The sequence below is a fragment of the Microvirga sp. ACRRW genome (assembly GCF_022346925.1).
In the GTDB taxonomy this organism is placed as follows: domain Bacteria; phylum Pseudomonadota; class Alphaproteobacteria; order Rhizobiales; family Beijerinckiaceae; genus Microvirga.
The window spans coordinates 335,406-349,228 of record NZ_JAKRNJ010000001.1 but is presented as its reverse complement, the minus strand read 5'-3'; the positions used below and the strand labels follow the sequence as shown (position 1 = coordinate 349,228).

At 59.9% G+C, this 13,823-nt stretch carries 14 protein-coding genes; 10 read left to right on the top strand and 4 right to left on the bottom strand.

What is annotated here, in order from left to right; all coding sequences use genetic code 11:
- Positions 1–76: 76 nt before the first annotated feature.
- The 5 genes from MHY87_RS01715 (at position 77) to MHY87_RS01695 (ending at position 3,938) form a co-directional block, all read left to right on the top strand.
- Positions 77–901, top strand: a complete 825-nt coding sequence (locus tag MHY87_RS01715) for an ABC transporter permease (RefSeq protein ID WP_239348766.1) — start codon at positions 77–79, stop codon at positions 899–901.
- A complete protein-coding gene (locus tag MHY87_RS01710) occupies positions 898–1,710 on the top strand; it encodes an ABC transporter permease (RefSeq protein WP_239348764.1) in 813 nt (270 codons plus the stop codon). Before MHY87_RS01715 ends, MHY87_RS01710 begins: the two co-directional genes overlap by 4 nt.
- 7 nt (positions 1,711–1,717) lie before the next feature.
- Entirely contained in the window at positions 1,718–2,758 is a 1,041-nt protein-coding gene (locus MHY87_RS01705; RefSeq protein WP_239348762.1) for a LacI family DNA-binding transcriptional regulator, read from the top strand.
- Positions 2,759–2,779: 21 nt separating this feature from the next.
- A complete protein-coding gene (locus tag MHY87_RS01700) occupies positions 2,780–3,304 on the top strand; it encodes a 2'-5' RNA ligase family protein (protein ID WP_239348760.1) in 525 nt (174 codons plus the stop codon).
- 124 nt (positions 3,305–3,428) lie between these two features.
- Positions 3,429–3,938 carry a BA14K family protein gene (locus MHY87_RS01695; protein WP_239348758.1) on the top strand — a complete coding sequence of 170 codons (510 nt, stop codon included), beginning with the start codon at positions 3,429–3,431 and terminating at the stop codon, positions 3,936–3,938.
- Between the two features lie 142 nt (positions 3,939–4,080).
- Here the strand turns inward: MHY87_RS01695 and MHY87_RS01690 are convergent, their stop codons facing one another.
- From MHY87_RS01690 to MHY87_RS01675, 4 genes are all read right to left on the bottom strand, one after another.
- Entirely contained in the window at positions 4,081–5,583 is a 1,503-nt protein-coding gene (locus tag MHY87_RS01690) for a tripartite tricarboxylate transporter permease (protein ID WP_239348756.1), read from the bottom strand.
- Positions 5,584–5,593: 10 nt separating this feature from the next.
- A complete protein-coding gene (locus MHY87_RS01685; RefSeq protein ID WP_239348754.1) occupies positions 5,594–6,154 on the bottom strand; it encodes a tripartite tricarboxylate transporter TctB family protein in 561 nt (186 codons plus the stop codon).
- Between the two features lie 23 nt (positions 6,155–6,177).
- Complete coding sequence (locus MHY87_RS01680; RefSeq protein WP_239348752.1) at positions 6,178–7,134, bottom strand: tripartite tricarboxylate transporter substrate binding protein; 957 nt, start codon at positions 7,132–7,134, stop codon at positions 6,178–6,180.
- 203 nt (positions 7,135–7,337) lie between these two features.
- Positions 7,338–8,231: a LysR family transcriptional regulator gene (locus tag MHY87_RS01675; protein ID WP_239348750.1), complete on the bottom strand. Its 894-nt coding sequence runs from the start codon at positions 8,229–8,231 to the stop codon at positions 7,338–7,340.
- A 212-nt stretch (positions 8,232–8,443) separates the two neighbouring features.
- Here MHY87_RS01675 and MHY87_RS01670 point away from each other — a divergent pair, with 212 nt between their 5' ends.
- The 5 genes from MHY87_RS01670 (at position 8,444) to MHY87_RS01650 (ending at position 13,820) form a co-directional block, all read left to right on the top strand.
- On the top strand, positions 8,444–9,031 hold the full coding sequence (locus MHY87_RS01670; protein WP_239348748.1) for a chromate transporter: 588 nt from the start codon (positions 8,444–8,446) through the stop codon (positions 9,029–9,031).
- Positions 9,028–9,558, top strand: coding sequence for a chromate transporter (locus tag MHY87_RS01665; RefSeq protein ID WP_239348746.1), 531 nt, complete (start codon positions 9,028–9,030; stop codon positions 9,556–9,558). Before MHY87_RS01670 ends, MHY87_RS01665 begins: the two co-directional genes overlap by 4 nt.
- Before the next feature lie 114 nt (positions 9,559–9,672).
- Positions 9,673–10,659 (top strand): 2-hydroxyacid dehydrogenase, encoded by a 987-nt coding sequence (locus MHY87_RS01660; protein ID WP_239348744.1) that lies wholly within the window; start codon positions 9,673–9,675, stop codon positions 10,657–10,659.
- A 42-nt stretch (positions 10,660–10,701) separates the two neighbouring features.
- Positions 10,702–12,141, top strand: a complete 1,440-nt coding sequence (locus MHY87_RS01655) for an aldehyde dehydrogenase (protein WP_239348742.1) — start codon at positions 10,702–10,704, stop codon at positions 12,139–12,141.
- Positions 12,142–12,209: 68 nt separating this feature from the next.
- Positions 12,210–13,820 carry a thiamine pyrophosphate-binding protein gene (locus MHY87_RS01650; protein ID WP_239348740.1) on the top strand — a complete coding sequence of 537 codons (1,611 nt, stop codon included), beginning with the start codon at positions 12,210–12,212 and terminating at the stop codon, positions 13,818–13,820.
- Positions 13,821–13,823: the final 3 nt, after the last annotated feature.

Below are 13,823 nucleotides of genomic sequence, written 5' to 3'. Positions count from 1 at the left end.
CCTCCCAGCCAACTTCGCCTGCCAGGATCAAACGTTACCGGCCTCAAGCCGCCGGTTTCATGGAAGTTCATCTGCCATGCCGATTCCGTTGATTGGATTCTTGCTCGTCGCTCCGGCGCTGGCGATTGTTCTGCTTCTCTTCATCGTCCCGCTCATCAGCTCCATCACGGGCGCTTTCGATGTGGGCGGCACGTTCGGCTTCGGCAATTTCATCAAGTCCTTCGAGCTTTACAGCAGCGACATGGTGTTCACCCTTGTCATCGTGCTGTTGTCGTCGGCCCTTATCGGTCTATTCTCGATCATGATCGGCGGCTATCTCACCCTTGGGTCTAACCCGACAGCGGTCTCGATTCTGCGCTGGGTCTATCGCTGGCCACTCTTCATTCCCTTCATCGTCGTCGGTCAGGTTCTGCGCACATTCCTCGCCAAGAACGGTCTGATGAACAACATCTTCATCGAGGCCGGCATCATGACGCCGATGGCTGCCATGAGCTTCCTCGACTGGCGCGGCATCGTCACCGCCTTTGTGTGGAAGCAGACGCCGTTCGTGACGCTGCTGCTCGCCGGCGCCATGGCTTCCATTGACCGCAGCACCATCGAGGCGGCGCGGAACTTGGGCGCAAAGCGCATCCGCATCCTCATCGAGATCGTGCTGCCGCAAGTGCGGCAGACGCTTCTCGTCGGCCTCATTCTCAGCTTCGTCACCATGATGTCGGTGCTTTCCGTGCCGCTCATGATTAACGCTCAATCCCCCACCATGATCACCGCCAACATGGCCTTCCGCATCAACGCGCACGGCGATTACGGCGTCGCCAATGCGCTGGGTCTGATCTCGCTTCTCATGACGAGCGTGGCAGCCATCATCTATCTGCGCCAGACCATGAGGGAGCATGCACGATGAGCGTCCAACTCGACTGGAAGTGGATTCCGCGCGGCATCGGGCTTGGGATCCTGGCCTTCATCATCTTCGGCCCTCTCGTGAACCTGCTCCTCTGGGCTGTCGCGGAACGCTGGTACTTCCCCCATGTGTTGCCGCTAAAATACGGCTTCTCATTCTGGACAAGCGTGTTCTCACCGCGCGGCAACGCCATGGGATCGCTTGCGACGAGCGTTCTGATCGCGGTTCTGACGGTGGTCGTGTCGCTCGGCCTCGCCATCCCGGCGGGCTATGCATTGGCGCGCCTCAAGCTGCCGTTCCGTGGTTTGATCTTGCTGGCGCTGCTGATCCCGCAGGCGTTTCCGAACCTGCCGGTCTATGTGAATATCGCCCGCATCTTTTATCAGTACGGCCTCAACGGAACGATCTTCGGCGTGGTGCTCGTCCATGTCACGCACGGTCTCGTCTATGCGGTCTGGATTGCGACGGCGGCATTCTCGGCAATCGACCGCGAGCTTGAGGAGGCGGCCCGCTCCATGGGTGCGAGCGCCCTTCGCGGGTTCTGGGATGTGACCCTTCCCATCGCGGCGCCAGGACTTTTGGCAAGCGCGATCTTCGTCTTCCTGGAGTCGTTGGACGAGTTCACGGGCACCTATTTTGTCGGCGCGCCCGACGTGACGACCCTGCCGTTGCTGCTCTATACGGCGAGCTCCGGAGGCAATTATCAGATCGCCTCGATCACGGCCCTGATCCTTCTCGTTCCCTCGATTGCCTTCATGTTCGTCGTCGAAAAATTCCTTCGCTCGGACGTGCTCTCCAAGGTCGGACATTAGTCGCGTCATGCAGGAGCTGGATACAGGGCTTGAGGCTCAGCCGGGTTTCATCAGCGCCCACATGGTCGCTGAGCGTGCCGGGGTGTCCCGATCCGCCGTGTCGCGAGCCTTTACGCCGGGTGCGAGCATCGCACCCGAGACCCGCAAGAAGGTGATGCAGGCGGCAGCGGAGCTTGGCTATCAGGTCAATGATCTGGCGCGCGGGCTTCTGGCCAACCGCAGCCGCCTCGTGGGGCTCGTCGCGTCCGATCCTGCAAGCCCGTTCCGGACGCAACAAATCGCCGCCTTGTCTCGGCGGCTTGTGGAGCGCGGCAGCGTGCCCGTGCTCATTCCGACAGGCTCCGGCGAGGATCAGGTCAAGGCGGCTCATTCCACCCTCCTGCGCTATCGGGCAGAGGCGACCATCGTTCTGTCGGGCATGCCGTCCTCGTCCCTCGTCGAGCTGGCGCAACGCAATGGCCAACCGCTCATCGTGGTCGGTCGGACTGAGCATGGTCCGGATCATATTCGCGTCGACAATGCTCGCGCAGCACAGATCGCTGTCGAGGTTTTTGTCGCGCGAGGCCTGCGCAAGCTAGGTCTCATTATCTCGGCGGTGGGCAGTCCCAACCTGATCGAGCGCGAGGAAGCTTTTGTGGCTGCTGCCGCAAAGCAGGGCATCAAGGTCAGGACTCAAGCAGCAGGCTATACCGATTACGACGGCGGTCAGGCAGCGGCATCGCTGCTGCTCGGAACCGGAGATACCGTCGAGGCGGTGTTCTGCGTCAACGATCTTATGGCCTTCGGATTGATGGATTATGCAAGGGATGTCTTGAACTTGTCGATTCCCGAAGATCTCTCAGTCATTGGGTTCGATGGTATCCCCGAGGCGCGATGGGGGGCCTACAGGCTCACGACCTTCCATCAAGATGAAGAGATTCTCTCGAACGAGATCATCAAGGTTCTGGATCAGCGCCAGGCCGATCCCAAGGCTCCTCCCATCGTTTCCGTCATCGAGGCACCCCTGGTCTATCGAGGCAGCGTGCGTTCCCTTAAGAGCGACGGCTGAGTTCCAACAACGAGACATGACATGAGCGGCGACTATCATTCCATCTGGCTGATGCCCATCGCTGAGCAGGAGCAGAAATTCGCTTCAATCGTTCGGGATCTCGCCAAGCGCTTCAACAGTCCCGTTTTCCAGCCGCACCTGACTCTCGTGGAAGATATGCCGCGAAGCTGTGAGGATTTGCAGCCGCTCGTGGAGCAATTGGCCGATGGAGTTGCGTCCTTTCAGGCTTCCGTCGGCTCCGTTGAGGAGAGCGAGCTTTATTATCGCTCGTTCTACGCGCGCTTCCCTGTAGTGCCTCAGCTGAAGCTGCTGAAGGAAAGAGCCGTCGATCTTTTCAAGGTGGGAAGCCTCGAAACATTCATGCCGCATATCTCCCTCGCTTATGGTGTCACGCAGAGCGACGAGAAGACCCGGCAGATCGCGGCTCTTCAGAGCAAGCTGCAGGGATTGAACGTGACTTTTAATAGAGTGTGCATCGTCTCATCGTCACAGCAGACGCCCATCGAGCAATGGAAGATAAGGCACGAGGCTACTCTCGCCTCTTGAAGCATTCCTGATCCCGCTTTCCGAACATTGCAAAAGCTTAATGTTGGCATTCAGTCAGTGTTCACTGAATGCGCCCGAAAGTCGATGTAGGCAACGAGTTCAGCATATGCCTATGGAGATTGTGATGAAAAAAGTCGTGTCCGGTGTTCTTGCGGGTTGTTTGTCTCTTGGCATTGTCGGTTCTGCGATATCCGCTTCGAATGCAGCGCCTTTGCTTGTCGTCAAACCCGAGGCGTCGAGCCGCGACCTGAAACAGGCGCAGTTCCGCCGGAATGACGACCGGAGCCGGTTCGAACGTCCGCGGTACGAGCGCCGGTTTGATCGCCCGCGCTTTGAACGGCGTGGAGACTGGAGTTATTATAACGGGCATCGGGGATATCGGGAGTATCGCCGTGGTTATCGCCAGTACAATGGATGGTGGTTTCCTCCCGCAGCCTTCGTTGCAGGCGCTATCATTGGTGGTGCCATCGTCAATCAGCCTGTTATTGCTCGGCCCGCATATGCTCCGGTCCGGTTGAGCGCCGCACATGTCAATTGGTGCGGAAGCCGTTGGAAGTCCTACCGCGTTTCGGACAACAGCTATCAGCCCTTGAGCGGACCAAGACAGGTCTGTGTATCGCCTTACGGTGGCTGAAAGCATAGCGAATGAACGAGTAAAGGCGGCTCCGAGGAGCCGCCTTTCGCATTTGCGGATTCGAAACATCTTCGTCATCTCAAGCCTGCACCATGCATGGCAGAGCTGCATGTGCTGCGCCGCTGTTCATGGCGGAGCGTGATCAACCCTCCTGGAAAGCCTCTTCGCGTCGGTTGCGGATGTTCGGAAGGGCGACTGCGATGATGAGAGCCGCTGTGACCGCGAGCAGGACGGCCGAAATGGGACGGCTGACGAAAACCGAAAAGTCTCCCTTGGAGAGCACCATCGCCCGCCGGAAATTCTCCTCGATCATCGGGCCGAGCACGAAACCGAGCATCAGAGGCGCCGGCTCGCAATCGAGCTTCTTCAGGCCGTAGCCGAAGAAGCCGAACACGGCCGCGAGAAATACGTCGAATACGGAATTCTGAACCGAGTAGACGCCGATGCAGCAGAACATCAGGATAGCCGGGTAGAGAACCTTGAAAGGAACCGTGAGCAGTTTCACCCATATTCCCACAAGCGGCAGGTTCAGGATCACCAGCATCAGGTTTCCAATCCACATGGAAGCGATCAGGCCCCAGAAAAGGGATGGGTTGCTGGTCATCACCTGAGGGCCAGGCTGAATGTTGTGAACGATCATAGCGCCCAGCATCAAGGCCATGGTCGCGCTGCCGGGAATGCCCAGGGTCAACGTGGGAACAAAGGCCGTTTGAGCGGCGGCATTGTTGGCCGCTTCAGGGCCGGCCACGCCCTCGATGGCGCCTTTTCCAAAGCGCTCAGGGGTTTTGGAGACTTTCTTCTCGAGGCTGTAGGCGAAGAAGGATGCGAGAGACAATCCTGCGCCGGGCAGCACTCCGACAGCCGATCCGATGGCGCTGCCGCGCAGCACGGACGGGATCATGCGCTTGAAGTCCTCCCGCGTCGGCCGGAGATTGGTGACCTTTTCCGTAAAGGTTTCCCGGATCTCCTTGCTCTCGAGGCTGGAGATGATCTCCGAGAATGCGAAGACGCCAACGGCGATCACGATGAAATCGATGCCCTCCCAGAGCTGCGGCAGCCCGAATGTGAAGCGCATGACGCCGGATGCGACATCCGTGCCCACGAGACCGAGCAGGAGCCCGAGCACGATCATCCCGATCGCCTTCAGAAGAGGGCCGGACGCCAGTGCCACCGCGCCGACCAGCCCCATGGTCATGAGCGAGAAATACTCCGCCGGGCCGAACTTGAACGCGAATTGCGTGAGAGGTTTGGCGAAGGCCGCGAGGATCAAGGTTCCCACGCAACCTGCAAAGAAGGAGCCGAGGGCCGCCGTCGACAGGGCGACACCCGCGCGCCCCTGCCGCGCCATCTGGTATCCGTCGAGAACCGTGACGACCGAGGATGTTTCGCCGGGAAGATTGACGAGAATGGCCGTGGTCGATCCGCCATAAGCCGCCCCGTAGTAGATGCCTGAAAGCATGATCAGGGCGGATAGGGGTTCGAGCCCAAAGGTGAAGGGCAGAAGCATGGAAATGGTTGCCAGCGGCCCCAGACCCGGAAGCACGCCGATCAAGGTTCCCAGGACGCAACCGAAAAAGGCGTAGAGAAGGTTTTGGAACGTGAGAGCATTCGCAAAGCCGAGCATCAGGTTATCGAAGAGTTCCACTGCTTTCTCCTCAGCCTGCGATGAACGTCGGCCAAACGGGGAATTGAAGGCTCAGGCTGTAAACGAATACGACAACAGCAAAGACGATGAGCGCCACTGTGTTGATGATAGTGGACCGCCACGTGAATTCAGGACTGGCAAGGCTCGATCCGACAATCAGAACGATCAGAGAAAGAACGAGCCCGAGAGTTTCTAGCATTGCACCGAAAATGAAGACCGATGCCAGAATGATGAGCATTGGCCTCACTGCCCAACGCTGCAGCTTTTCCGGCTCGGCGTGGAGACGTAGCGAACCCCAGAGCACCATGACGCCGATTGCGGCCAGAAGCACCCCGAGCCAGAAGGGAAAATACCCTGGGCCCATCCGCGATGCCGTGCCCATTCGGTATCCGTAGGACGCAACCGCAAAAGCCACCCCGAGCGCGATGTAGAGCAGCCCTGTGACAAAATCTTTCTGACGAACGATTCTCATTGCACTATCCGGAAATGCGCGCTCGTCCTTGCCGTTTCGAGAAGCATGGCGAGGCAAGATTGGTGTGCGCCATGTTTTTGGAACATGGCGCACATTCATTTCAAGATCGGAACGGCCGAGCCTTACTGGGCTTTGATGTCGGCCTTCTGAGCAATGTCCTTCCACTTCGCGAGCTCATCCTGAATGAGCTTTCCGAAGGCCTCAGGCGACATGGGAGTGGGGCGGCCGGCATCGCGGGCAAGGTATTCCTTCGTGGCCTCCGTGTTCAGAACCTTGTTGATGTCGGCGTTGAGCTTGGTGACAAGATTGTCTGGCGTGCCTGCAGGCGCGAGGATGCCCCACCATTGCTCCACATCGACACCCTTTACGCCGGCTTCATCAGCGGTGGGAATTTCAGGGGCGACGCTGGCGCGCTCCTGGCTTGTGACGACGATGCCTCTCAACTGGCCGCCGCGGATCAGCGGCAGCGCCTGTGTCATGCTGCTCATGAAAAGATCCGCGTGCCCGCCGATGACATCGGTCATGGCCTCCGATCCGCCCTTATAGTGAACGGGGATCATCTTGACGCCGGCGCTCTGGGCAAAGAGCTCGGCACCGAACTGATTGACGGTGCCGAGACCGGACGTGGCATAGGCCAGCTCCTTGGACTTGGCGGTCGTCAGGAATTCCTGAACGGTGTTGGCCTGCACGGATTTTCCGACGACCAGGACCAGGGGCACCTTACCGATCATGGCGACGGGCTTGAAGCCTTTGACCGGATCGAAGGGAAGATTTTTCTGAACGGCGGGATTCATCGTAAAGGTCACAGAGGCAATGAGAAGCGTGTGCCCATCCGGAGCGGCTTTCGAGACATGAGCCGACCCGATAGCCGCACCCGCACCCGGCATGTTGGAAATGACAACCGGTTGCCCCCACATCTTGCTCAGGTTGTCGCCGAGGTAGCGCGCCAGAATATCATTCGATCCGCCAGCTGCGAAGGGGACTACGAGAGTGACCGGCTTTGACGGGAATTGCTGTGCGAATGCCGTCGTCGTGAATGCCATCGCGGCCGCAGCAAGGGCGTATCTGACGTATTTCATCTGATCTTCCTCCGTGTTGTTTATCTGATATTGTGTTGCGGGCCTGACATTCTTGCGTTCAGACCATTCCGATGTCTTTGCATCGTTCACTCGAGCTGTCGGATTGGCGGATCAGACCGTCCCAACGTACCAGCGCTGATATGAGAAGCTGATGCCGACAGAGTGTCGAATAAAAAATCCGGCATCAGTCATAAACACAGTTTCTAGAGATGTCCCTCCTGGATCGTCTGCTTGAGGTGGGCGATGAAGTCGTTCACAACGACTGAGTGAGGCGCGGCTTTCGGCCGGATGAGCAGCGTTTTGGCCTCGATGCGGGGCACCAGGTTTCTGACGACGACGCCCGGAATGCCCATGGTGCTCACCAACAGGGGATCCACGAGGGCAATACCTGCGCCGAAGCGGGCGAGCATGATGCCTGTGAGAGCGACGCTCACTTGAATGACGATGTTTGGAGCAACGCCCGCTTCGCTGAGAGCGCGGTCCACATAGGGCCTGAACACGATTTGCGGTAGATAGGTGATGATGGGATAATCCGCGAGATCCCTGATGTCGATCTCGCTGCGCGCAGCCAGGGGATGCGTCTCCGGCATGACGCAGGCGATGCTCCAGCTCATGAGAACCTCGGTATCCACTGCCGAACTGATGATGGGTTCGTGTGCGATTCCGAGTTCGACCTCCCGATTGATCACGCGGTCGAGAACCTGGGGCGATGTGAGCGACTGAAGAGTGCAGCGTACCTGCGGGCGGCTCGTCACGAAGCCTGCGACGGCCTTGGCGAGATAGCCGTTGGCGATGGGAAAAGCCGCTGCGACGGAGAGAGTGCCGAGCTTGCCGCCGACAAGATCCTGCGTGAGGCGTCCGACAGCCTCGATCCGCCCGAAAATCTCCGCCACATCCGGAAAGATCGCTTCAGCCTCACTGGTCGGCTGCAGGCGCCCTCCAGCGCGGTGAAAGAGCTTCATCTTCAAGCGGCTTTCGCAATGCTTGAGAACCGTGCTGATCGCGGGTTGCGTCACATTGAGCAACTGGGCGGCTCCGGTGACCGAGCCGGTCACCATGATGGCGTAGAAAACTTCCATCTGCCGAAGATTCATCATTCTCGCCGTCTCTCCTCGTGCCATTCTGACGCAGGCATATTATCGAAATTTATGAGCCTGCCCGGATAAATGATTAGACATTGATATGGGTGGCGAAAATGATCAGCCATCCGGCTTTAGTATGTATGGCGCGCATCCAGCCTGTATGGATCTGCTTTCGCTGAAGCTGACGAACCGCCCTTGTACGAAAGAGGGGGCCGTATGGAGTGAACATGAACACAGGCGCGGGGCCGCTGCACGATGGCGAATCCGTTCAGGCGCCGCCAGCACTCACGGTCAGTGTGACGGAGCTGTTCCGGGCTTTCCTGCTGGTCGGGCTCTCGGGATTTGGCGGCGTTCTGCCCTTTGTGCGCCATATGCTCGTCGAGAAGAGACGCTGGTTGACGGCTTCGGAGTTCACGGAGGTATTGGGGCTGTCGCAACTGCTTCCAGGTCCGAATGTGGTGAACATCTCGATCTATGTCGGAGCGCGCTTTGCGGGCATTGCCGGCGCCACATCCGCGCTTCTGGGCCTCATGGTGATGCCCGTGGTTCTCGTTCTGTGTCTGGGTGCTGCTTATACCCGCTATGGCGATCTTCCTGCGGTGGCGAATGCGTTCCGAGGAGTGGCCTCCGCGGCTGCGGGACTCGTGGTGGCCATGGCGGCTAAGATCGCGTGGCCGGTGCTCCGTTCAGGACGCACCATCACAATCGCTGCAATGGTGTTCATCGCGATGGCGATCATCAAAGTGCCGCTCGTCTGGACGCTGGCCGTCCTGGGGCCCGTCAGCATCCTTTGGATCTGGTGGAGGACGCCATGAGCGGCAACGATGGCCTTTGGGGCTTCATCGTGCACATCTCTCTTCTCTCACTGCTGGCCATCGGTGGAGTCAACACCATCCTACCCGAGCTTCACCGCTTCGTGGTGCTCGACAATCTCTGGATGTCGAATGAGCAGTTCACTGCTCTCTTCGCCTTGGCTCAGGCGGCTCCAGGGCCGAATGTCATATTCGTGACGTTGATCGGCTGGCAGATCTTCGGCCTGATCGGCGCTCTCGCGGCAACACTCGCCATCTGCGGTCCGGCAACCATCATCGCCTATGTCGCCACGCACCTTTCGACGCAATGGCAGCATCTCAGATGGTTCAAGCTTCTCCGGAGCGGTCTCGTACCTTTGACGACAGGGCTCATGATCACAAGCGCCTGGTTGCTGACAGCCGCATCCGCACAGAGTTCTCTCGGTTATGTCATAACGGCCGCGACTGCGTGCGTCGTGCTGATGACGCGCATCAATCCGTTATGGCTTCTGGCCGTTGCTGCTGTGGCTGGCGTTGCAGGTTTCGTCTGACAGGCCGCTTCTCATAAACGTCATTAATGAGCAGTCTCGACTTAATGATTGGACGTTTATCGCCACTGATTGAATTCTCCAGGCCATACATCAACCTGTTGCAAGGGCCTGATCATGGCGGCTTTGACCATCGGCATCATCGATCCTTTCCATCCGAAAAGCATCGACACCATTGCGGCCGCTATTCCGGCCGAATGGCGCCTTAGCATCGCCAAGGGTCAGAGCCTCGAGGATAAGACGCAAGCTCTGCGAGACGCCGATGTCGTCTTCGTCATGGCGGCACCTCTGCCCGCTTCACTCATCGATGCGGCCCCGCGACTGCGCTTCATTCAGAAACTCGGAGCCGGCATCGACCGGATCGATGCCGAACGATGCGCGGACCGTGGAATCGGCTTGGCGCGTCTTCAGGCCGGAAACTCAATCCCGGTTGCGGAGCACACGCTGCTCCTGATGCTGGCCGCATGCCGCCGGCTGCCGCTCCTCGACCGCCAGACCCGTGCCGGCGGTTGGGACAAGGAGGCGGCGCGCGGGGTTAGCCGCCAGATCTATGGCAAGAATGTCGGGATCGTCGGTTTCGGTGCCATCGGCCAGCAACTGGCCAGACTCCTGAGCGGCTTTCAGGCGAATATCCTCTACTACGATCCGCGCAGAGCAAGCCCTGAGATCGAGCAGGAGCTGAATGCAACTTATGTGCCGCTCGACGAGCTGACCTCCCAATCGGACATCGTGTCGCTTCATCTCCCCTTGATGAAGGAAACCGCCAAAATATTCGATGCGGCCCGTATCGCCCGCATGAAACCGGGAGCGATCCTGGTCAATTGCGCGCGTGGCGGATTGGTGGACGAGGCGGCTCTGCATGAGGCGCTCGTGAGCGGGCATATCTATTCCGCTGGCCTCGATGCATTCGAACAAGAGCCTCCTGTCGGTAATCCCCTGCTGCTTCTGGACCAGACCGTGGTCACACCGCACACGGCGGGCGGCACGATTGACAATTTCAGGCCTGTGGTGGAGCGCGCTGTGTGGAACACGCAGCGCATTCTATCGGGAGAGGACATTCCCGCACAGGACCTGGTGCTCACGCCGCACAGAACCGCGGCCTGATCGCCCATGACGAAACATCCCACGGTTTTGAGGAGAAGCGGCATGGATCTGCGGCCGTTCATGATAGGCAACCAATGGCGGGAAGGGCAGGGCGCTTCATTCGTCTCCGTGAATCCAAGCAACGGCGGCGAGATTGAAAGGATTGCAGGTGCGGGAATTGCGGACGTCGATGACGCCGTGAACGCGGCACGCGAGGCTCTCCGCGATCCCGCATGGGCGGCGCTGCGGCATCATGAAAGAGCCGCCTTCCTCTATCGCATGGCCGATCTCATTGCTGCGAATACAAAGCATCTGGCCCGCGTACAGATGGAGGACAACGGCAAGACATTCTCGGAATGCGCCGCTCAGGCGACGAGCGCTGCCGCGACCTTCCGCTATTACGCCGCAGGCTGCGAAACCTTCGAGAGCGAACTCACGACGCAACGTGGCCCCAGCGTGACGATGACCGTCTATGAACCGGTCGGCGTCGTGGCGGCGATCACGCCATGGAATTCACCGCTGACGCTCGAAGCGCAGAAGCTCGCACCGATTCTCGCCGCCGGAAACACGGTCGTTCTCAAGCCGTCAGAGGTCACGCCCCGCATCGCGCTCGAATATGCGCGGCTTGCCATCGAGGCAGGCTTCCCCGCAGGCGTCTTGAATGTTGTCACGGGGGCTGCCGATGTTGGGCGCGCTTTGGTCGAGCATCCCGGAATCGACATGGTGAGCTTCACCGGCGGAACGGCGGCGGGACGTGCCATTGCCGCAGAGGCGGGAAAGCGCCTCAAGCCCGTTGTTCTCGAACTCGGTGGCAAGTCGCCTCATATCGTGTTCGCCGATGCCGATCTCGATCGGGCTCCGAAAACCGTGGCTGACGGGATTTTCTCCGGCGGAGGACAATCCTGCATCGCGGGATCGCGCGTCTTTGTCGAGGCTTCCATTTTCGAACGCTTCATGGAGAGCTTCACGGCGGCGGCACGAGGCTACACGCTCGGGAAACCCGATGAACCCTATACGCGCATGGGACCGATGGTCAGCTTTAATCATCGCGACCAAATTGCGCGCACGGTGGAACTCGCACGCGAGGAAGGCGCGCAGATCCTCGTGGGCGGCGAGCTGCCTTCCGGCGGAGGCTTCGAGCAGGGCGCCTATTACCCTGCAACCGTGATCGCTGGTGTCACGAACCAATCCCGTATCTCTCAACAAGAGATCTTCGGTCCTGTCGCCGTCGTTCTGCCGTTCGAGAACGAGAGCGATCTGATCGAACAGGCCAACGATACGGAATTCGGTTTGGCCGCGGGGTTATGGACCAGCGACTTCGCCAAGGCGTGGCGGGTCGCTCGCGCCATTCAGGCCGGAACGGTCTGGATCAACACCTACAAGGAAACTTCGATCTCCACACCGTTCGGCGGCTTCAAGCAAAGTGGTCTTGGCCGCGAGAAGGGGCTTCAGGGGATAAGAACCTACATGGAGCCGAAGGGCCTCTACTGGCACGTCGGCTGATCAAAAAATCTCACGCGCCTATCCGCATCAAGGAAAGCGGAGCGCTGCATTTTCCGGGAGGATTACCAATGTCGACTACCGTTGAAGTCATGGCCGATGCGTTCAAGGAAGCCGGGACACCGTTTCTTGTCGGACACCCAGGGGGCGAGTCCGTCGAGCTGATGGAGGCCGCGCGCCAGCGCGACATGCGCTTTATTCTGATGAAGCAGGAAACCGCAGGCGCGATGCTTGCGGCGACCTGGGGTGAGATCACGGGTTCTCCCGGCGTGTGCCTTTCCACGCGTGGCCCCGGCGCTGCGAACATGGTCAACGGCGCGGCGCATGCCTTTCTCGATCGCGCACCGCTCATTTTGCTCACGGATCGGTATTCGCAACCGGCCCATGAGGTCGGCCTGCGCCAGCGCATCGATCAGCTTGCTGTCTATGCTCCCCTCGTCAAATGGGGAACGACCGTCGATGCACGCACCATTCGGCAGCAGCTCCGCCGCGCCATGCGGACAGCGACGGCGCCAGCGCCGGGGCCGGTCCAGTTCGACATTCCGCAAAGCGAGACGACCAAGGAGGCCGCGCCGCTCAACGCCGAGCCGCCGCTGATGCCGAACCTGCTGTATCCCGAGCCCGATGCGGCCTCTCTGAAGCCTGTTACCGACCGGGTCCGTGCCGCGCGCAAGCCGGTCATCCTCGCAGGTCTCGGAGTCCTATGGGACAAGGCATCGAACGAACTCGTCGCATTAGCCGAGCAGCTTGGCGCGCCCGTTCTCGTGACCTCAAAGTGCAAGGGAGCGATCCCTGAGGACCATCCCCTGCGCGCGGGCTGCATCATCGGCGGACTCATAGAGCGCAAGCTCGTGAGCGAAGCCGACTTGATCATCACGGTAGGATTGGACGGCGTCGAGCTGCAGCCGAAGGCGTGGCCCTACACGACCCCGCTGGTGGCGCTTGCGAGCACGCCTTCGTTGGATGCGCTCGTCCCGGCCGAGATCGAAGCTATCGGCGACCTGAAGGTACTCCTGCGCAAGATCACAGAGCTGTGCTCGGGCGGAAGCAACTGGGGAGAACGGGCCGCATCGGTCTTCCGACAGGATGTGATCGACGCGCTCAACACGCCGAGCAAAGGGCTCTCGCCGCAACGGGCGATGGAAGTCGCCCGCGCGGTCCTGCCGCGGGACACCATCGCGACCTGCGATGCCGGCGCAAGCCGCCTCTTGGTTGTGCAGAAGTGGCAATCCTACGGTCCGCGCGAATTCCTGACCTCCAACGGCCTTGGCTCGATGGGGTATGCGGTTCCCGGTGCCCTGGCTGCGCGTCTTGCGCATCCCAACCGGCCGGTGGTGGCGTTCACTGGCGATGGCGGCTTTCTGATGGCTGTCGCGGAGCTTCAGACAGCCGTGCGCGAAAACCTGCCGATCATCGTCATCGTGCTCGACGACCAGCAGATCGGGCTGATCCGCGTGAAGCAGGAAATCAAGGGACTGCCGCTCCACGGCGTCAGCGTCGGAGGATGCGACTGGGACAAGATGGCCCAGGGCTTCGGGGCAGATGGCGTCACGGTCGACACGGAAAACGGCTTGCAGGACGCGATCAGTGCTGCCCTGAAAACCGGCAGGACGACGGTTATCGGCGTCAGGATCGATGGCTCCGGCTATGTCGATCAGTTCAACGCCTTGCGGGAGCTCTGATCG